We start from the raw sequence: 19,714 nt of genomic DNA on the forward strand, positions 1-19,714 counted from the left end.
GCCGGGCCTCCGGAACGGCCGGCGTGGACGGCGTGGACGGCAACAGCGCGCGGGCCGCGTCGGCGATGGCGGCCATCGTGCGCAGGCGCTGCGAGGGCTTCGGGGCGTCACCCAGGCCCAGCTCCTTCATGAGCACGGCCATCACCTCCGCCTGCTTCACGGAGTCGATGCCCAGCTCGTCCTCCAGGTCCGCGTGCGGCGTGAGCAGGTCTTCCGGATAGCGCGTCACGCGCGCGAACACGGCGCGCACGCGCGGCAGCAGGTCCAGGGCGCCGGTGCCGCCTTCGCTTCCACGATAGCGGGCACGGAAGCGACGGGCGTCACCGGGAGTTGGGCGGAAGCGACATGCGCCACCTGCGGCTGTGCGGAAGCGAGAGGCGCCACCTGCGGCTGCGCGGAAGCGACAGGCGCCACCTGCGCGGGCGCGACGTGGAGCGACGGGCTGGGCGCCGTGCCCAGCGCCTCCGTCACCGCCCCCGCGATGGCGCCGAGCGTGCGCGCCTTTCCGTTGCGCGGCAGCCGGTCCGGCGGGAGGTGGAACTCGCGCGCGATGACGGCCGCGATCTCCGCGAGCTTCACGGAGTCGATGCCCAGCTCATCCTCGAGCTGCGCGTGCTCCGTCAGGATGTCGAGCGGATAGCGGGTGACGGACGCGGCGCACTGACGCACCTGCTCGAGGATGGTCGACGACGCGGTGACGCTCTGCTGCGATGAATGTGCGGACATGATGGCCCCTGCCGGTTCAATGCTTGGCGGGGCGCAATGTGCAGGTGGGGTCTGACACGTCTCGCGACGTGACAAACACAGCACGCAGCAATCAAGGATGCGGGGAAGACACGTCGCGCGCGGGAATACGCGCGTCCTGTTCGCGTGCCTCGCGAGCACGCCGCCACCCGAGCCACACGGGAATGAAAAGCGAAGGCAGCGTGAGCAGATCCGTGATGTCCACCGTGTGCTGCGTGAGCCGGACCGGAGGAATGCGCACGCCCGCGAGCCAGGCCCGCAGCGCGAAGAAGGGCCACTGCAGCGCGCCCAGCGCCCAGCGCCACGCATTCCCCGCGTCAGGTGAAAGCTTCGTGGCGGCGAAGCACAGCCCCGTCAGCACGACCGCGCCCACGAGCACCGCGAACGACGGGCGGAACTCCCGCGCACGGAGGCGGGACGCCTGCTCCCACAGCGCCTGGAGGAGCACCGGGAACATCGCGAGCCCGGCGACGTCGGAGAGCTTCCCCGTCCACCACGACGGCCAGCGCGCCTTGAACACATGGTCGTTCAGGACGAGCAGCAACACCGACACCAGCACCCAGGGGTGCAGCAGGCCGCTGCCCGGAAAGGGCCGGGGCCCGGCGGATGTCATGCCCACGCGCATGCCCGGGACTGTCACACCCGCGATGGGGCCCTGGAAAGCCCCGTCATTGCGAGGACTTGGACGGCGCGGCGGAAAATATAAAGGCCGTGTCGATTTTCCCCGGCCCCATTCGTTGCCTGGGGGAAGGCAGCCACCAGGAGACACGACCATGCGCTTCATGATCATCCGCAGGGCGGACAAGGACACGGAGGCGGGCGTCCTCCCGGACGAGAAGCTGCTGGCCGCGATGGGCGCCTACAACGAGGAGATGGTGAAGGCCGGCGTGATGCTCCAGGGCGAAGGGCTCCACCCCAGCAGCAAGGGCGCGCGCGTGAAGTTCACGAACGGCAAGCCGGCCATCATCGACGGTCCCTTCACGGAGACGAAGGAGCTCATCGCCGGCTTCACCCTGATCCAGGTGAAGTCGAGGCAGGAGGCCCTGGAGTGGCTCAAGCGCTGGCCGCCCAGCGACGCAGGCGGCAACGTGGAGCTGGAGCTGCGGCAGGTCTTCGAGGACGACGACTTCGGCGCCGGGTTCACCCCGGAGCTGCGCGAGCAGGAAGCGCGCATCCGCGAGCAGGCCGCGAAGAACCGTTAGTCGCCGTGCCGTCTTCCCGTGACATACGCTGCCGCGCTTCCAGGGCCGGTGCGAAGGCGGGTGAAGCGATGTTCCAGCGGGTGGCGCTGCTGTGCGTGGTGTGTCTCGCGGCATGCGGGGGGAAGCGGCTGCCCACGGGACCGGGCTCGCCGCCGGACCGGCTCGACGACGGCTGGGCCGTGGCGTCGTTCGAGGACGCGGGCGTCCAGCGTCCCTGGTTCGACGCGCTGGAGCACGACGTGTCCGAGGGCACCGTGGAGACTCCGGACGCGGTACTCGTCGCGCGCGGCGGCCAGCTCCTCTACGAGCGCTACTGGAACGGCTTCACGCGGGAAGCGGCGCACGACCTGCGGTCCGCCACGAAGAGCGTCACGTCGCTGCTGGTGGGCATGGCGCACGAGCGCGGCCTGCTGCCGGACCTGGACGCGCCCGTGCTGCCGCTCTTGCCGCACCTGGCCCCGGTGCGGAACCCGGATCCGCGCAAGGAGCGCATCACGGTGCGGCACCTGCTCCAGATGCGCTCGGGGCTCGCGTGCGACGACTGGGATCCGGAGTCGCCCGGGAACGAGGAGCGGATGTACGGCACGGACGACTGGGTCCGCTTCATCGTGGACGTCCCCATGCGGGACGAACCCGGCACCGTCACGCGCTACTGCACGGGCGGCGTGGTGCTGCTGGGCGCGCTCCTGGAGCACGTCAGCGGCCGGTCCATCGCGGACCTCTCCCGGGAGTGGCTGTTCGCGCCCATGCAGGTCCAGGACTTCACCTGGCAGCCCGCGGGCAAGAAGGGCACCGACACGGGCGGCCACCTGCGCCTGCGTCCGCGCGACTTCCTCAAGGTGGGGCAGCTCGTGCTCGACGGCGGGGTGTGGCAGGGCGAGCGGCGGGTCTCCGAGGCGTGGGTGACGGAGTCCGGCAAGGCGCTGGGGCCGCTGGGCGACGCCGGCTACGGGCTCCTGTGGTGGAGCACCCGCTTCGTCATCAACGGCAACCCGGTGGAGGTGTCCTTCGCGCGGGGCAACGGGGGACAGTACGTCTTCGTCGCGCCCTCGCTGGGCCTCACCGCGGCCTTCACCGCCAGCCACTATAATGATGACGCCGGCTCCGCGTTGCCCCTGGTCCTGTTCGGGCGGTACGTGCTGCCGGCGGCGCTCGGGCTGGAGCGGCCGGGGGCGCGGGGCTACCGGCGCGCGCAGTAGTCCAGGCTGCTCCCTTCGCAGGCCTTCTGTTTCAACGCCCTGGCACGTTCCACGTCACGCTCCACCCCACGGCCCTTCTCATAGAGGTCGCCAAGCCTGCCGCAGGACCCAGCGTCTCCCGAGTCACAGAGGGGGGCGAGCAGCGTCGCGGCCCGGGGAGCGTCGGCCTGGATCCCGACGCCGTCCAGGAGCATCTCCGCGAGGGTGAGGCATCCTTCCGGCGGCTTGAGCGCGCAGGACTTCTCGAACAGCGCGGCCGCCTTCGTCTTGTCGTGCTTCACGACGTGGGAGGCTCCGTCGTAGGCCATGCCCAGCTCGAAGCAGGCCCGGGCGTGGCCCCCATCACACCCCTGCTGCTTCAGGAGGTGGGCGCGCTGGTCGTCCTGCTTCACGCCACGGCCCAGGGCGTAGAGGCCGGAGAGCTCGAAGCAACCGGCGGCCGCCCCTTCCGTGCAGGCGCGTTCGAGCAGCTTCACGCCGGCGGTCACCTCCGGCCCCTCCCCGTGGCCCCCGAGCTTCAGGACGCCCAGGGTGGCGCAGCCGGAGGCGCTGCCGCCATCGCAGGCTTTCTGGGCGAACTCCGCCGCGCGCTCGTCGTTCCTGTCGGCGCCGGTGCCTTCGAAATAAAGCGTCGCGACCAGGGCGCAGCTGGGGGCGTGGGAAAGCTCGCAGCCCTTCTTGCCAAACTCCCGGGCCCTTCGGCTGTCGTGGAGCTTTCCGCCCACCTCCGCTGAAAGCATCGCCACGCGGAAGCACGCCTCCGCGTGGTGTCCCTTGTTGCAGGCGCGCGCGTACAGCTCGGCCGGGCGGGTGAAGCTCTTCTGGGGGCTGGTATCCAGCTCCGCCTTCCGGGCCTCCTCGAAGCATGCCGAGGGGTCGTCCCTGCAGGTCGGGGCGGCCGGTGCCGTGGGCGCGGGGGACGTGGGCGCCGGCGGGGAGGTGCTCGGGCTGGAGCAGGCGGCGAGCCAGCCCGCGAGCGCACAGACCGTGAGCCCGGTGAAGCGGCGAAGCGGGCCGGGCTGTCCTCTGCAGAACGATGAAGGCATGCGCGCCATCAAATCCTGACGAGCCCTCCGTGTCACGGATGACCGGGCCCGGGCCAATGGGCAACTTCCGCCCTGGCATGGCACCTCCGAAAGCACCGCGCACCGGCAAGACCCCCGACCCCTCCGGCTTCGTCCGCGTCCGGGGCGCCCGGGAACACAACCTGAAGCACGTGGACGTGGACATTCCTCGCGACGCGCTGGTGGTCTTCACCGGCGTGTCGGGCTCCGGCAAGTCGTCGCTGGCGTTCGGGACGCTCTACGCGGAGGCGCAGCGCCGCTACTTCGAATCCGTGGCCCCGTATGCCCGGCGCCTGATTGATCAGGTGGGCGTGCCGGAGGTGGACGCCATCGACGGGCTGCCTCCGGCGGTGGCGCTCCAGCAGCACCGGGGCGCGCCCACGTCCCGCTCGTCGGTGGGCAGCGTGACGACGCTGTCCAACTCCGTGCGCATGCTGTACTCGCGCGCGGGCACGTACCCGCCGAAGCTGGAGCGGCTGGACTCGGACGCGTTCTCCCCGAACACGCCCGCGGGCGCGTGTCCCAAGTGCCACGGCATCGGCCGCGTGTTCGAGGTGACCGAGCGCTCGATGGTGCCCGACGACCGCCTGAGCATCCGCGAGCGCGCCGTCGCCGCGTGGCCGCCCGCGTGGCACGGCCAGAACCTGCGCGACATCCTGGTGACGCTCGGCTACGACATCGACAAGCCCTGGCGCGACCTGCCGAAGAAGGACCGCCAGTGGATCCTCTTCACCGACGAGCAGCCCTCCGTCCCCGTCTACGCGGGCTTCACCTCCGCAGAGGTGAAGCGGGCCATGGCGCGCAAGGAGACGCCCAGCTACATGGGCACCTTCACGGGCGCGAAGCGCTACGTGATGACCACCTTCGCGACGACCCAGAGCGCGATGATGAAGAAGCGCGTCGCCCGGTACATGGTCGCCAGCGACTGCGACCTGTGTGAAGGCAAGCGCCTGAAGCGCGAGTCGCTGTCGGTGAAGTTCGCGGGCCGCGACATCGGCGAATTGTCCCGCATGCCGCTGGAGCAGGTCGCGGAGCTGATCAAGCCCACGGCGGAGGGGAAGGGGAAGGACGCGGAGGCAATGGCCCGCGAGCACCCCGAGAAGGTCATCGTCGCCCAGCGCATCACGAAGGACCTGCTCGCGCGCATCCAGGTGCTGACGGACCTGGGCCTGGGCTACCTGTCCCTGGAGCGCAGCACGCCCACGCTGTCACCCGGAGAATTGCAGCGGCTGCGGCTGGCCACGCAGGTGCGCTCCAACCTCTTCGGCGTGGTGTACGTGATGGATGAACCGTCCGCCGGCCTGCACCCCGCGGACACGGAGGCGCTGCTCACGGCGCTGGACCGGCTGAAGGAGGCGGGCAACTCGCTGTTCGTGGTGGAGCACGAGGTGGACGTCATCCGCCACGCGGACTGGCTCGTCGACGTGGGCCCCGCCGCCGGTGAGCACGGCGGCCGCGTGCTCTACAGCGGCGTGCCGGAGGGCCTGGCGAAGGTGGAGGCGTCCCGGACGCGGCGCTACCTCTTCGAGGAGGAGGCCCTGCGCCGCCGCTCCCCCCGGAAGGCCACGGGGCGGCTGCGGCTGGAGGGCGTGAGGCGCAACAACCTGCGCGGGCTGGACGTGGACTTCCCGCTGGGCGTCTTCACGACGGTGACGGGCGTGTCCGGCTCCGGCAAGTCCAGCCTCGTGAGCCAGGCGCTGGTGGAGCTGGTGGCGGCGAGGCTGGGCCAGACGCTGACGCCGGAAGAGGAGGAGGGCGAGCCGCTGGACCGCGAGCCGGTGGTGGCGAGCGAGGGACATATAAAGGAGGGGATGGAGGCCATCCGCCGGCTGGTGACGGTGGACCAGAAGCCCATCGGCCGCACGCCGCGCTCCAACCTGGCGACGTACACGGGCCTCTTCGACCACGTGCGCAAGCTGTTCGCGGCGACCCCGCTGGCGAAGTCGCGCAAGTACGGCGCGGGGCGCTTCTCCTTCAACACGGCGGGAGGCCGCTGCGACACGTGCGAGGGCGAGGGCTTCGTGAGCGTGGAGCTGCTCTTCCTGCCCAGCGTGTACGCGCCGTGCCCCACGTGCCACGGCACCCGCTACAACGCGAAGACGCTGGAGGTGCGCTACCGGGAGAAGAACATCGCGGAAGTGCTGGGCCTGACGGTGGACGGCGCCTTCGACTTCTTCACCGCCGAGCCGCCCCTCCAGCGCGCCCTCAAGGTGCTGCGCGACGTGGGCCTGGGCTACCTGCGCCTGGGCCAGCCCGCGACCGAGCTGTCCGGCGGCGAGGCCCAGCGCATCAAGCTGGCCACGGAGCTCCAGCGCACCCAGCACGGCGACACGCTCTACGTGCTGGACGAGCCCACCACCGGCCTGCACCCGGCGGACGTGGACAAGCTGATGGCGCAGCTGGAGGGACTGGTGGACGCGGGCAACACGGTCATCGTCGTGGAGCACGACCTGCGCGTCATCGCCGCCAGCGACCACGTCATCGACGTGGGGCCCGGCGCGGGGAACGCCGGGGGCCGCGTGGTGGCGCAGGGCACGCCGGAGCACGTGGCGAAGGTGAAGGAGAGCCGCACCGCGCCGTACCTGGCGCGGGTGCTCAAGTGACGGAGGGCCGGGGCGGCGGGCTCAGTCGTCGCTGCCGTCGCGGTCGCCGCCGTGGTCGTCGTCGTGGTCCTCGCCGCCGTCGCGGTCGTGGTCGTCGAAGGCGTCAATGGACTTGTGGAGGTTGTTCTCCAGCTGCGAGCGGTCGTGCTCGTCACGCGGATCCAACCGCGCGCCGCCCTCGCCGGTGAACCAGCTGCTGGGGTCGATGTTGATGGTCACGTTCTGGTCGTCCCCGCCGGTGACCTCGAAGTCCGCCTCGCGCTCCTGCTCCACGTGGAGGCTGGACACGAACTGGAAGGGCGCGCCGTCGATGTGGCCGTCGATGACGAGCGAGGCCCCCAGCTCCGCCAGCTCCTTCAGCGCCGCGTTGTCGCCCGCCTCGGTGACGGACACCTTGCCGATGTCGAACTCGATTTCATCATAGAGGCCCGGCTCCACCGTCACGTCGCGCAGCCGGACGACCTGTCCGTCCAGCGCCGTGCCCGACAGGTCGATGAGGAAGGCGCCCGTGCGCTGCTTCTGCTCGCTGGAGTCATCCGTGCTCGTGCCGCCGTCGTCCTCCGTGGCGTCGTCGTCGTGGTGGCCCTCGCGCTTGAGCTCCAGCTCGCGCACCGACAGGCGCACCCGCTCCACGGTGATGCCATTGGAGGTCTCCAGCCGCTGCACGGCCTGGCCGGGGAGGCCCGCGCCCGACACCGCGGAACCCATCCGCGTGCTCAACCCCACGGAGGACGCACCATTGCCACACGCGGACAGGCACAGGACGGAGGCGAACAGACCGATGAAACGCATGACGTGTGTCTCCTGGTTCTGGAGGGCGTCCCGCGATGAGGGGCGCCTCCCGTTGAAAAGAAGGAGCACGGCCGCCAAAAACGGCCACAGGGGGGATTTTCCACGCGCCGCTCCAGGGTGGGACACGCACTTCCGGTGACTCCGCGCCTCCAACGGACGAGGGCGCGTGGCCGGAAGTACCCCCCGTGACTCCTTCCCTCCGGACGGAGTAGTGGATGGAGGTCATGGCTTGCACCTTCACACCTGGATCGGCCTGCCCCTGGGGGCGTCACCGCGACGCGAGGACCGCGTGCGCGGGGAGGGCCGGGGCGTGACGGAGCAGGAGATGGCGGACTGCATCCGCCGGGCGGCCCGAGGGGAACAGGCCGCGTGTGGCCAGCTCTACCAGCGCTTCCACGGAGCGGTGCGCCGCGTGGCCCAGGGCTCCGGGGACTTGGAGGCCGCGGAGGTGGAGGACGTGGTGCAGGAGACGTTCGTGCGGGCCTTCCGCGAGCTGCCCCGGCTCCAGCACCCGCGCGCGTTCAGCGGCTGGCTGCTGACCATCGCCCGGCACCACGCCTATGCGCTCAGCCGTGGGGCGAAGGCCCGGGCCCGCGTGGAGGAAGACCTGGCGCGCGAGGCGGACATCGCCGTGCCCGCGCTGCCGCCCTCGCTCACGCTGGAGCGGCGGGTCGCGGTGGTGCGAGCCCTCATTGAAGGGTTGCCCGAAGGCCCGGAGAAGGACACGGCCCGCCTCTTCTATCTGGAGGGCGAACTGAGCGCGCGGGAGATCGCGGAGCGGCTGGGCCTGGGCAAGAGCGCGGTGACGATGCGCCTGGAGCGCTTCCGCGCCCGGGTGAAGCGCGAGCTGCTGGCGCGGCTGCTGGCCGCGGAGGTGGGGTGAGCCATGAGCCAGAGCGACAAACACCGGGACGTGGAGTCCTCGATGCGGCTGGCGCGGCTGGCCGAAGAGGCGGGGCGAACCATGGGCCGGAGCGACAGACACCTGGGCTTGGAGTCCGCGAAGCGGTTGGCGCAGCTGACCGCGGAGGTGGGGTGAGCCATGAGCGGGACCGACAGACACCTGGACGTGGAGTCCTCGAAGCGGCTCGAGCAGCGGGAGCCCGAGGCGGTGCGCTACTTCGCCGAGCACCTCTCGCGTCCCTGTGAGACATGCGAGGCGTTCCTCGCGCGCGACGAAGCGGAGCCCGGGGAGTTCCCGCGCTTGGACGCGTTGGCGGACGAAGCGCTGGTGGAGGCCTCGGGCCGCCCCATTCGCGAGGACGCGGTCGGTTGGGCACGGGTGCGCCGGAAGCTGGGCGCGCCCCGGCGGGCATGGGTGACGGGGGGATTGGGGGCCATGGCCGCCGCCGTCGTCCTGGCTCTCCTCGTGCGTCCGGGGACCGAAAGGCCTGGCGTGGTCGAGCCGTCCTCGCAGCGCATCAAGGGCGCCGCGCCCCTGTCGCTGGAACTCACGGCGGTGGCGCGGATGCCGGACGGAACCGTGCGAGCGGTGGCCGCGGACGCGGTGCTTCCGCCCGAAGCGGTGGTGCTCCTGCGCTACCACGCCAGTGAGTCCGCGGACGCGCTGCTGGTGCGCGAAGCCCCCGGTGTGCCGCCGCAGGTGCTGGGCCGCCATGTGTTGACGCCGGGCACGCATGACCTGCGGGACGGCGAGGACCTGGCGGGCGTGTCGCTGGAGGGCGAACAGGGGCCGGTGACGCTGGTGCTGGTCGCCTGGCCGCAAGGCGAGCAGGGGGCCGCGGCGCTGGAGGCGGCGCGCGTCAGCGGACAGGTGCCCTCCGACGCGGCCCAGGCCCGCCTTCGCTTGAAGGTGGAGTCGGGGCATGCTGCTCCCTGAGGAGCCGCGCGTGTCCCGCCTGTTGTTCATCCCCCTGGTGCTGGCGCTGGTGACGCTCGGCGCGTGCGCCTCCGTGGAGTCGCGGGAGAAGGGCCGCGCGGTGCGGGTGCGCCTGGATGACGGCGTGCTGGCCACGGCGCAGGAGGGCGAACGGCACGCGCTGCTCATCGGCATCTCCGCGTACGCGGATCCATCCTGGAACGGGCTGCGCTACGCGGCGAAGGACGCGGACGACCTGGGCCGGGTGCTGGCGGATCCGGCGCGAGGAGGCTTCCGCTCCGTGACGGTGCTCACGCGGCCCGAGCAGACGACGCGCACGTCGGTGCTCGCCGCGCTCCAGGCGCTGGAGGCCCGGCCGTGGCGTCCGCAGGACACGGTGGTCGTCTACGTGTCCGGGCACGGCTCGCTGGCGCGGGACGCGCGGGGCGAGTTGCAGCGGTACCTGGTGACGTCGGACACCCGCTACCGGGACGTGGCCGGCACGGGCCTGGAGATGGCCACGCTGGAGCAGGCCCTGGAGCGGCTGGGTTCGCGACGGCGCGTACTGGTCCTGGCCACCTGTCACAGCGGCACGGGCAAGTCGCTGCTGCCCCCGGAGGTGCGCGACGAACTCTCGCACCTCAAGGCCTCCTTCCTGCCGCAGCCCCTGGAGGCGGCGAGCCGCGCCTCGCTGGTGCTGTCCGCCAGCGACTGGGGCGAAGCGGCGCGCGAGGACGACGCGCTGGCCAATGACATCTACACGCACTTCCTCATCCAGGCGCTCGACGGCAGCGGCGACCGCAACCGCGACGGCGCGGTGAGCGCGACGGAGGCGCACGACTGGGCCCGCCGCAACACCTGGGCCTATACGGAAGGACGCCAGCGTCCGAGCGCGCAGATTCTCGAAGTGGGCGCGGATCCGGTGCTGCTCTCCGGCACGCTGGAGCGGCCCGGGCAGCCGGAGGTCTTCTCCTACAGCGCGAGGCTGGAGGGCTTCACGCTCAAGGTGGACGGCCAGGAAGCAGGAGAGCTGCCCGGCGGCGTGGTGGTGCCGGAGGGCCGCAGGCGCCTGGAGCTGCGCAAGGGCGGGCAGGTGCTGTGGGAGGACACCGTGGCGCTGCGCTCCGGCGAGCGGCGGGAGCTGGAAGCGTTCCTTCGTCCCAGGGTGGACGGGCCCAAGCGCACGGTGACGCTGGGCGCGGGGATGCTCGGGTTCCTGGATGGGCGCAGCCGGGAGCAGGTGCTGCCCGCGGCGGCGCTGGCGGGCGTGGGGCTGGGCTGGGAGGGCGTGCTCCTGGACGGGAGGCTGGACCTCTGGGTGGACGTGGCGGCGGGGCAGGGGAGTCAGTCGCTGCGCTTGGATCCGGGCGGCGTCGTGCCGGTGCGGCACCGCACGTTGCTCCTGGGTGTTGCGGTGGGGCCGACGTGGACATGGGGCCGGCTGGGTTTTTCAACCGGACCGCGAGTGGCCGGGTTGTGGCTGCAACGCTCCTTCCAGTTGGAGCTGCTGGACCGGGACGAGCGCTACGTCACGGCCTGGCCGGGCTGGATGGCGGCGGTGTCGTTCCGCTTCACTCCGGCCTGGGTCGTGGAAGTGCGCACGCAGTTGCTGTGGGCCTATGTCCCGGTGGATGGACAGACGCGCACGGTGGGCTTTGGAGGCCTGATGCTGGCCGGAGGGTACCGCTTCTGATGCGAGCCAAGGCATGTGGATGGGGCCTGTTGCTGGCGCTGGCCGGCTGTGGCGGCTTCGTCAACGGGGACCTGCGGACGGGCACGGTGAAGGGGCGCATCCTCGGCGTGGAGGCGGACGTGGCGCGCGTGAGCGTGATGGGCCACTCCGAGCTGCGCACGACGGTGGCCGCGGACGGGAGCTTCCAACTGGACGGAGTGCCCGCGACGTCGCTGGAGCTGTTCGTGGTCGCGTCGAGAACACGCGCGGCGAGGAAGTCCGTGGTGGCTCAGGGCGCCCAGGTCACCGACGTGGGTGACATCGCCTCTTCGCCCGGAGCCTTTCTCACCGTGAGGGTGTCGGACGAAAGCGGCGCCATCCCGTCCGGCGTGGAGGTGGAGCTGAAGGACACGGGGCTGGACCGCATCAAGCTTGAACCCGGAGTCGGCGAAGCGCGCCTGGGGCCGCTGCCCACGGGCTGCTACGAGCTGGAGGTGAAGGCCGACGACCTGGAGGACGTGGAAGAGGAGCTCTGCGTCCGCGAAGGGGAAGAGCAGGTGCGAGCCATCACGCTGCCCACGGATGACGACGGCGGCGGTGACGACGACGGAGGCGACGACCACGGCGGCCGTGACGGCGGCTGAATCGTCACTTCAAGTCAGTGATCCGCAGCGAGTCGAGGAAGGCCTCGCCCTCGGGGAATGGATCACCCTCGGGAGAAATGACCTGAAGGAAGACAAGGCTCGTCCCCGCGACGAGCCAGCGATCGCGGAGCAGCTCTCCAATCCCATCCGGCATTTCTTCCGGAGGCCCCAGCCACTCCTTGACGGTCTTGCGCCACTCCCAGCCGTACCAGGCGCGGGCAGTCGGGTGAGTTCGTTCTCTGGGACGCCGTAGCGCTGGATCAGCTTCATCCGGAGTTGCTCGCGCTTGTCTTCGGGCGAGGCCTCGGGAGCGTAGACATTGGCCTCCCAGTTCATCTTGAAGTACCTGTCCAGGTCGTCGTGCCTCCACGAGCAGCCACCGTTGCCGGTCAGGGGCGGAGGCTCACCAAAAGTGAGAAGGAGGTGGTGGTCGGCCTTCTCGTACCCGCAGCTGGCAACCGGCCCTGAGCGGGGCGACTCCGGTTCCCCAGGCGACACCCGAGGCGCCACGACGCTGACCCCGGGAACCGGCTCCCAGCGGACCAGCTCCTGAGGCAGCGGCCACTGCGGCCGAGCGGGAGCCGCCGTCCGCGCCGTCGCGCAGGCCATGCATGCGAGCGCGAGCAGGCTCGGAACGTAGCGGTTCAACCGGGTCATGAAGATAGGGTACACCGCAGGCCGTGAAGCTCCCGCCTCCCTCCCACCCCACGAAGGTGACGACGTGAACGACCGACTCCTGCGCACGGCGCGCCGCCAGCCCACCGACACCACCCCCGTGTGGCTGATGCGTCAGGCGGGCCGCTACCTGCCCGAGTACCGCGCCATCCGCGGCAACATCGCGTTCCTGGACCTCTGCAAGGACCCGGACCTGGCCGCCGAAGTCACCGTCCAGCCCATCACCCGCCTGGGCGTGGACGCCGCCATCATCTTCTCCGACATCCTCATCCCCGTGGAGGCCATGGGCATCCACCTGGAACTCGGGGACAAGGGCCCGCACTTCCCCAACCCGCTGCGCACCCCCGCGGACATCGACAAGCTCGGCGTCCCCGACCCCGTGGAGGGCACCGGCTTCGTCGCCGAAGCCATCCGCCGCACGCGCAAGGCCCTCAACGACTCCGTGCCCGTCATCGGCTTCGCGGGCGCGCCCTTCACCCTGGCCGCGTACATGGTCGAGGGCGGCGGCTCCAAGAGCTACATCCAGATCAAGCGCCTGCTCTTCGAGCAGCCCGAAGTCGCGCACCGCCTCTTCCAGAAGCTCACCGACACCCTCATCCCGTACCTCAAGATGCAGGTGGAGGCCGGCGCCAGCATCGTGCAGATCTTCGACTCCTGGGGCGGCGAGCTGTCCCCCTGGGACTTCGAACGCTTCAGCCTCCCGTACCTCACCCGCATGGTGACGGAGCTCAAGGCCACCGGCGTCCCCGTCATCCTCTTCGGCGTCAACATGACCCCGCACCTGCCGCTCCTGAAGCGCACCGGCGCGGACGTCATCGGCCTGGACTGGCGCTGCCCCGTGGACGAGGGCCGCCGCATCCTCGGGCCGGACGTCGCCACCCAGGGCAACCTGGATCCGCTCCACCTCTTCCTGCCGCGTGAAGAGCTGGACGGCCGCGTGAAGGACATCCTCCGCCGCGCCGGCCCCGTGGGGCACATCTTCAACCTGGGCCACGGCATCCTCCCGCCCACGGACCCGGACGCCGCGAAGTTCCTCGTGGAGGCCGTCCACAAGCACGGCGCGGCCCTGCGCCAGGGCACCCTCGGCTGAACAGGCCCCTGCCCGGCCCTCTGGTGAGCAGTTGACTCAAGAATCAATCGGCCGTTGACGCGGTGCATTGCCCGCCGTTAGAAGCGCCTCACTCGGTTCACAGAGGGTGAGGCACACATGGCAAGCGAGAAGCGCAGCGGCCACCGGCGGGTGGCCATCGTTCGCGGACTGCGGACGCCGTTCGCGAAGGCGAGCACCGTCTTCGCGAACCTGACGGCGCTGGACCTGGGCCGGATGGTGGTCCAGGAGCTGGTGCAGCGCAGCGACCTGGACCCGAACGAAATCAACCAGGTCGTCTTCGGACAGGTCATCCCCACGCTGACCGCGCCCTCCATCGCGCGTGAAGTCGTGCTGGCGGCGGGCCTGCCCAAGCGCATCGACGCGTTCACCGTGGCGCGTGCCTGCGCCACGTCCATCCAGTCCATGGTGGCGGGCGCCAACGCCATCGCGCTGGGTGACGCGGACGTCGTCATCGCGGGCGGCACCGAGTCCCTGTCCGACGCGCCCATCTTCACCAGCCGCCCCCTGGCGCACGCGCTGGCCGCGTCGTCCAAGGGCAAGAGCCTCCCGGACAAGCTCAAGCCCTTCCAGAAGCTCAAGGCCAAGGACCTCATCCCCGTGCCCCCCGCCATCGCCGAGTACTCCACCGGCGAAACCATGGGCGAGAGCGCGGAGAAGATGGCCAAGGAGAACGGCATCTCCCGCGAGGAGCAGGACCTCATCGCGTTCAACTCGCACCAGAACGCGGCGAAGGCGTGGAAGGAAGGCCGCTTCGACAACGAGGTGATGCACGTCCTCGTGCCGCCGAAGTACGAGCAGTCCGCCACGAAGGACAACATCGTGCGCGAGGACACCAGCCTGGAGGCCCTCTCCAAGCTCAAGCCGGTGTTCGACCGCCGCTATGGCAGCGTCACCGCCGGCAACGCGTCCCCGCTGACGGACGGCGCCGCGGCGCTCCTGCTCATGAGCGAGGAGAAGGCGAAGGCGCTGGGCTACGAGCCCCTGGGCTTCCTGCGCGCGCACGCGTTCGCGGCCACGGACCCCGGGGACCAGCTGCTCCAGGGCCCGGCGTACGCGGCGCCCGTGGCGCTCAAGCGCGCGGGGATGAAGCTGTCGGACATCGACCTGGTGGAGATGCACGAGGCCTTCGCCGCGCAGGTGGCGAGCAACCTCCAGGCGCTCGCGTCCAAGGAGTTCGCGAAGAAGGCGGGCTTCAACGCGCCGGTCGGTGAGGTGGACCGCTCCATCCTGAACGTGACGGGCGGCTCCATCTCCATTGGCCACCCGTTCGGTGCCACCGGGGCGCGCATCGTCACGCAGGCCCTGAACGAGCTGAAGCGTCGGAACAAGAACACGGTGCTGTGCACCGTCTGCGCCGCGGGCGGGCTGGGCGCCGCGGTCATCCTGGAGCGTGCGTGATGGCGACCAAGCAAGAGGCAGTCGAAGCGAAGCAGGGCTTGAGCTACGACGTCATCCACGGCGTCGCGGTCATCACCGTGGACCAGCCGGGCGCGCCGGTGAACACGCTGTCCCCGGAAGTGGGCACCGCGTTCACCACGCTGCTCCAGCAGGCGGAGCGGGACCCGGAGGTGAAGGCCGTCGTCTTCATCTCCGGCAAGAAGGACAACTTCGTCGCCGGCGCGAACATCGACTTCCTGCGGACGCTGAAGACGCCGGCGGAAGTGGAAGCCATCAGCCGCGGCGCGCACGAGCAGTTCGACCGGCTGGAGGACTTCTCCAAGCCGGTCGTCGCGGCCATCCACGGCGCGTGCCTGGGCGGCGGGCTGGAGTGGGTGCTCGCGTGCCACTACCGCATCGTCACGGACAGCCCCAAGTCGGTGGTGGGCCTGCCGGAGACGCAGCTGGGTCTCATCCCCGGCGCGGGCGGCACGCAGCGGCTGCCCGCGCTGATTGGCGCGCAGGCGGCGCTGGACCTCATCCTCACCGGCAAGAACGTCAAGCCGTCCAAGGCGAAGAAGCTGGGCATCGTGGATGAGGTGGTGCCCGTGCCCATGCTGAAGGACCTCGCGCTCAGGCGCGCGGCGGAGCTGGCGGCGGGCACGCTCAAGGTGGAGCGCGCGCACCAGGGCTTCAAGGCCGTGGCCCGGAGCGGCAAGAAGAAGGGCCTCGCCGGGCTCTTCCAGGGGCTCATCCGCAAGGACCTGTGGGCGGAGGCCGCGCTGGAGGACAACCCCCTGGGCCGCAAGGTGCTGTTCGACCAGGCGAAGAAGGCGCTCCTGAAGAAGACGCGCGGCAAGTACCCCGCGCAGGAGAAGGCGCTCCAGGTCATCCGCGTGGGCCTGGAGTCCGGCCGCAAGGCGGGCCTGGAGGCGGAAGCGAAGGCCTTCGGCGAGCTGGTGTTCACGGACGTGTCGAAGCGGCTCGTCGAAATCTTCTTCGCCACGACGGCGCTGAAGAAGGAGAACGGCACCGCCAACGCCAGCGTGAAGCCGCGCGAGGTGAAGAAGGTGGGCGTGCTCGGCGGCGGGCTCATGGGCGGCGGCATCGCCTACGTGGCCGGCGTGCTCCAGGGCGTGCCCGTGCGCGTGAAGGACCGGGACGACGCGGGCGCGGGCCGCGCGCTCAAGCAGGTGCAGACGGTGCTGGACGAGCGCGTGAAGCGCCGCTCGCTCACCCACCGCGAGGCGAACGCGAAGCTGTCCAACATCACCGCGGGCACGGACTACAGCGGCTTCAAGTCGGTGGACCTCATCATCGAGGCCGTCTTCGAGGACCTGAAGCTCAAGCACCAGGTCATCGCGGAGGTGGAGGCCGTCACCGGCGAGGACACCATCTTCGCGTCCAACACCTCCAGCCTGCCCATCGGCGAGCTGGCGAAGGGCAGCAAGCGCCCCTCGCAGGTGATTGGCATGCATTACTTCAGCCCGGTCCACAAGATGCCGCTGCTGGAGATCATCACGCACCCGGGCACCGCGGAGTGGGTGACGGCGACGTGCGTGGACGTGGGCAAGAAGCAGGGCAAGACGGTCATCGTCGTCAACGACGGGCCGGGCTTCTACACGTCGCGCATCCTCGCGCCGTACATGAACGAGGCGGCGTACCTGCTGGCCGAGGGCGCGGACATCGTCCAGCTGGACAAGGCGCTGGTGGACTTCGGCTTCCCGGTGGGGCCCATCACGCTGCTGGACGAGGTGGGCATCGACGTGGCCCAGAAGGTGGGGCCCATCATGGAGGCCGCGTTCGGCAAGCGCATGGCGGCGCCCAAGGCGCTGGAGGGCGTGGTGTCCGACGGCCGCCTGGGCCGCAAGACGAACAAGGGCTTCTACCTGTACGAGGGCGGGAAGAAGAAGGAGGTGGACCCGCAGGTCTACCTGCTCCTGCCGCACGGCAAGGACCGCAAGTCCCTGGACGCCTCGGAGATGGCGGAGCGCGTGGCGCTGCAGATGGTCAACGAGGCCATCCGCTGCCTGGGCGAGGGCATCCTGCGCAGCCCCCGCGACGGCGACGTGGGCGCCATCTTCGGCCTGGGCTTCCCGCCGTTCCTGGGCGGCCCGTTCCGGTACGCGGACGCCCTGGGGCCGGCCAACCTGCTGCGCAAGCTGGAGCACTACCAGGACAAGTACGGCGAGCGCTTCACGCCCGCGCCGCTGCTGGTGGAGAAGGTGCGCGCCGGCAAGGGCTTCCACGAGGCCTGAGGCCCGCCTGACGCACCGGGGCGGGGGAGGGGACCGGCCACGGTTCTCTCCCCGTTTCCGGGCCTGACTTGACGCGGGGGGCGGTTCTGGACCAAGGGCATGGCCCGCATGGTCCGTTCCGCTCCTCGTGTTGTCCTGACCGCCGGGCTCGCCGCCCTGGCGGTGTGCACCGCGCTGGTGACGGCGTCCGCGCTCGCGTTCCCGCAGGGCTACAGCCCCGCGAGGTTGACGTGGCCGGGCGCCCCCGTCCTCCTGGGCTGGGCGCACTTCGACGCCGGCTGGTACGCGCGCATCGCGACGGAGGGCTACAGCTACACGCCCGGCCAGCAGAGCCCGGTGGCGTTCTTCCCGCTGTATCCGCTGGTGCTGCGCGGCCTGGGCCTGCTGCACCTGGACCCGTTCATCGCGGGCATGCTCGTCACCATGCTGTGCGGCCTGGGCGCGCTGTACGTCTTCACGCTGTGGGCGCGCACGCGGGCGGACGAAGAGGCGGCGCGGAACGCGGGGCTCCTGCTGGCGTTCTACCCGTTCGCGTTCTTCCTCTACGGGGCGATGTACTCGGACGCGCTGTTCCTGCTGCTCATCATCGGGGCGTTCCTGCTGCTGGAGCGGGGGCAGCTGGGGTGGGCGGTGCTGCTCGCGGCGGTGGCCACGGCGGCGCGGCCGGTGGCGCCCGCGCTGGTGGTGGGGCTGCTGGCGCGGCGGCTGGAGTGGAAGCACGAGCGCGGCCAGAGGTGGAGCCTGATGGACCTGCTGCCGGTGTTCGCGGCGGCGGGCTTCGTGCTGTACGTGCTCTATCAGTGGAAGGCGTTCGGCGAGCCGTTCGCGTTCGTGAAGGTGCAGTCCGCGCCGGGATGGGACCAGATGCCGGGCTGGCGCACGTGGGCGAAGCTGCGCTGGTTCCAGGGCTTCAGCCGGGAGATGTCGCTGTCGGACGGCCTGCGGCTGGTGGGGCACGCGGCCGTCACGGTGGGGGCGCTGGCGCTGGTGTGGCCCACGGCGAAGCGGCTGGGGTGGGGCTATGGCGTGTACACGCTGGCCATCGTGGGACTGCCCGCCATGTCCAGCAAGGACTTCATGGGCATGGGGCGCTACCTCCTGGCCGCCTTCCCGCTGTTCCTCACGCTGGCGCTGCTGCTGAGGGAAAGGCCGCGCTTGAGGTGGGGCGTGCTCGCCACGTTCGCCTGCGTGATGCTCGCGCTGACCGTGGCGTACGGAGCCGCGGAGTACGTGTCATGAGCGAACGACGGATGCATGCGCTCACGCGCGAGGCGAACCCGGTGGTCCCGAGCGTGGAGGTCACGTCATGAGCGAGCGACGGATGCATGCGCTGACGCGCGAGGCGAACCCGGTGGTCCCGAGCGTGGAGGCCACGTCATGAGCGGGCTCATGGACCAGGCGCTGAAGCTCTACGCGCACCTGCCCGCGAGCGAGCGCTTCCACGTGCACGCGCGAGCATCGTCGGCCCCGCTGCTCGCGGTGGCGTCGCGCATGCCTTCCGGGACGGTGGCGGACATCGGCTGCGGGCACGGCCTCCTGTCCGCGGTGATGGCGCTCGCGGTGCCGGAGCGCCGCGTGCTGGGCGTGGACCTGGATGAGCGCAAGGTGCACTGGGCCCGGCAGGCGCTGTCCGGCCTGCCCAACGTGACGCTCGACGTGGGCTCCGTGGAGCAGCTCGCGAGCACGCAGCCGCACACGCTCGACGCGGTGGTGGTCTGCGACGTGCTGTACCTGCTGCCCGAAGCGAAGTGGCCCGGCTTCCTCCAGTCCGTGCGCGGTCTGCTCAAGCCCGGAGGCCGCTTCCTGTTGAAGGAAGTGGAGGGTGACCACTCCTGGAAGCACGGCAAGGCGCTAGCGCAGGAGTGGGTGATGGTGTCCCTCCTGAGACGCACGAAGGCCAGCGGAGGCATGGTGCTCAAGCCGCGCGTGGACGGCGTGCGGCTGCTGCGCGACGCGGGCTTCGAGGTGCGCGAGGTGGTCGGACTGGGCGCGGGCTACACGACGCCGCACCTGCTCTACGACGCCGAGGCCCGCTGACGGAGCCCGAGCCTTCGCGGTGAGCCGCGCGCGTCGGCCGGAAAGCGCCTGCGCGACCTGCGCCCCCGGACCTCCCTGCTGTCCCCGCCCGCCTCGGTCCCAACTGGTCGGACAGTCGGACAGGTTTCGGCGGCGTGAGTTCGGCGGGGCAGGGGGCCGGCTGCGGTCGTCCCCCAACTGGTCCGACAGTCGGACCAGTTCGCGCGGTCCGCGGCCGGCGGGGCGTCCCCGCGGGGTTCTCATCTTCTCATCCGTGAGGACCGCATCCCGGTCCGAAGGCTGGAGCCAGCCGCACCCAGCGGCCCTCAGCGCAGCTCGCCGTAGTTCGCGAGCGCGATGCCCCGCTCCACGAGCTTCGCCTTCACGCGGGGGCTCGTCAGCGCCGCCAGCTCCGCGTCCCAGCCATACCGCCACGCCGGGTCCTCCGGCACGTGCGCGCGCCTCGCCGGGTGGCACCCCAGCTCGAAATCCCCCGCCGGCAGCGCATCCAGCACCCCAGCAGCGCCGCTTCGTCCAG

General features: G+C 70.9%; 18 protein-coding genes and 1 pseudogene. 13 read left to right on the forward strand and 6 right to left on the reverse strand.

What is annotated here, in order from left to right; all coding sequences use genetic code 11:
- From ACLEQD_RS13585 to ACLEQD_RS13595, 3 genes are all read right to left on the reverse strand, one after another.
- On the reverse strand, window positions 1–250 hold a 250-nt coding region (locus tag ACLEQD_RS13585; protein ID WP_410384195.1), incomplete at its 3' end, for an acyl carrier protein.
- The gene (locus ACLEQD_RS13590; RefSeq protein WP_410384197.1) at window positions 226–726 is read right to left on the reverse strand and encodes a phosphopantetheine-binding protein; all 501 of its coding nucleotides are present in this window, start codon (window positions 724–726) and stop codon (window positions 226–228) included. The genes ACLEQD_RS13585 and ACLEQD_RS13590, both read right to left, overlap by 25 nt.
- Before the next feature lie 91 nt (window positions 727–817).
- Window positions 818–1,357 carry a hypothetical protein gene (locus ACLEQD_RS13595; RefSeq protein WP_410384199.1) on the reverse strand — a complete coding sequence of 180 codons (540 nt, stop codon included), beginning with the start codon at window positions 1,355–1,357 and terminating at the stop codon, window positions 818–820.
- Window positions 1,358–1,517: 160 nt separating this feature from the next.
- Between ACLEQD_RS13595 and ACLEQD_RS13600 the strand changes: the two genes are divergently transcribed.
- Window positions 1,518–1,946, forward strand: a complete 429-nt coding sequence (locus tag ACLEQD_RS13600) for a YciI family protein (protein WP_410384201.1) — start codon at window positions 1,518–1,520, stop codon at window positions 1,944–1,946.
- A gap of 68 nt (window positions 1,947–2,014) precedes the next feature.
- Entirely contained in the window at window positions 2,015–3,145 is a 1,131-nt protein-coding gene (locus ACLEQD_RS13605) for a serine hydrolase domain-containing protein (RefSeq protein ID WP_410384203.1), read from the forward strand.
- Here the strand turns inward: ACLEQD_RS13605 and ACLEQD_RS13610 are convergent.
- Entirely contained in the window at window positions 3,127–4,191 is a 1,065-nt protein-coding gene (locus ACLEQD_RS13610) for a tetratricopeptide repeat protein (protein WP_410384205.1), read from the reverse strand. The genes ACLEQD_RS13605 and ACLEQD_RS13610 overlap by 19 nt on opposite strands.
- 77 nt (window positions 4,192–4,268) lie before the next feature.
- On the opposite strand from ACLEQD_RS13610, the gene uvrA reads away from it, so the two are divergent.
- Window positions 4,269–6,812, forward strand: coding sequence for an excinuclease ABC subunit UvrA (uvrA, locus tag ACLEQD_RS13615; protein ID WP_410384207.1), 2,544 nt, complete (start codon window positions 4,269–4,271; stop codon window positions 6,810–6,812).
- Window positions 6,813–6,833: 21 nt separating this feature from the next.
- Here the strand turns inward: uvrA and ACLEQD_RS13620 are convergent, their stop codons facing one another.
- Window positions 6,834–7,604, reverse strand: a complete 771-nt coding sequence (locus ACLEQD_RS13620) for a hypothetical protein (RefSeq protein ID WP_410384209.1) — start codon at window positions 7,602–7,604, stop codon at window positions 6,834–6,836.
- Between the two features lie 229 nt (window positions 7,605–7,833).
- On the opposite strand from ACLEQD_RS13620, the gene ACLEQD_RS13625 reads away from it, so the two are divergent.
- The 10 genes from ACLEQD_RS13625 to ACLEQD_RS13670 all read left to right on the forward strand — a co-directional run bounded on the left by ACLEQD_RS13625 (window position 7,834) and on the right by ACLEQD_RS13670 (window position 19,197).
- Window positions 7,834–8,487 (forward strand): RNA polymerase sigma factor, encoded by a 654-nt coding sequence (locus tag ACLEQD_RS13625; RefSeq protein ID WP_410384211.1) that lies wholly within the window; start codon window positions 7,834–7,836, stop codon window positions 8,485–8,487.
- Window positions 8,488–8,490: 3 nt separating this feature from the next.
- The gene (locus ACLEQD_RS13630; protein WP_410384213.1) at window positions 8,491–8,643 is read left to right on the forward strand and encodes a hypothetical protein; all 153 of its coding nucleotides are present in this window, start codon (window positions 8,491–8,493) and stop codon (window positions 8,641–8,643) included.
- Between the two features lie 3 nt (window positions 8,644–8,646).
- A complete protein-coding gene (locus ACLEQD_RS13635) occupies window positions 8,647–9,444 on the forward strand; it encodes a hypothetical protein (RefSeq protein ID WP_410384215.1) in 798 nt (265 codons plus the stop codon).
- Window positions 9,431–11,116 (forward strand): caspase family protein, encoded by a 1,686-nt coding sequence (locus ACLEQD_RS13640; RefSeq protein WP_410384216.1) that lies wholly within the window; start codon window positions 9,431–9,433, stop codon window positions 11,114–11,116. Before ACLEQD_RS13635 ends, ACLEQD_RS13640 begins: the two co-directional genes overlap by 14 nt.
- On the forward strand, window positions 11,116–11,739 hold the full coding sequence (locus tag ACLEQD_RS13645) for a carboxypeptidase regulatory-like domain-containing protein (protein WP_410384218.1): 624 nt from the start codon (window positions 11,116–11,118) through the stop codon (window positions 11,737–11,739). Before ACLEQD_RS13640 ends, ACLEQD_RS13645 begins: the two co-directional genes overlap by 1 nt.
- 721 nt (window positions 11,740–12,460) lie before the next feature.
- Entirely contained in the window at window positions 12,461–13,504 is a 1,044-nt protein-coding gene (gene hemE, locus ACLEQD_RS13650) for a uroporphyrinogen decarboxylase (RefSeq protein ID WP_410384220.1), read from the forward strand.
- Between the two features lie 117 nt (window positions 13,505–13,621).
- Window positions 13,622–14,923 carry an acetyl-CoA C-acyltransferase FadI gene (fadI, locus tag ACLEQD_RS13655; RefSeq protein WP_410384222.1) on the forward strand — a complete coding sequence of 434 codons (1,302 nt, stop codon included), beginning with the start codon at window positions 13,622–13,624 and terminating at the stop codon, window positions 14,921–14,923.
- A complete protein-coding gene (gene fadJ, locus ACLEQD_RS13660) occupies window positions 14,923–17,160 on the forward strand; it encodes a fatty acid oxidation complex subunit alpha FadJ (RefSeq protein ID WP_410384224.1) in 2,238 nt (745 codons plus the stop codon). Before fadI ends, fadJ begins: the two co-directional genes overlap by 1 nt.
- 99 nt (window positions 17,161–17,259) lie before the next feature.
- Window positions 17,260–18,399, forward strand: coding sequence for a mannosyltransferase family protein (locus tag ACLEQD_RS13665; protein WP_410384226.1), 1,140 nt, complete (start codon window positions 17,260–17,262; stop codon window positions 18,397–18,399).
- 138 nt (window positions 18,400–18,537) lie between these two features.
- Entirely contained in the window at window positions 18,538–19,197 is a 660-nt protein-coding gene (locus tag ACLEQD_RS13670; protein ID WP_410384228.1) for a class I SAM-dependent methyltransferase, read from the forward strand.
- Between the two features lie 305 nt (window positions 19,198–19,502).
- Here ACLEQD_RS13670 and ACLEQD_RS13675 read toward each other — a convergent pair.
- Window positions 19,503–19,714 (reverse strand): annotated as a pseudogene (locus ACLEQD_RS13675) (hypothetical protein); the annotation flags it as partial.

This window comes from Corallococcus sp. 4LFB (assembly GCF_046520365.1).
Classification (GTDB): domain Bacteria; phylum Myxococcota; class Myxococcia; order Myxococcales; family Myxococcaceae; genus Corallococcus; species Corallococcus caeni.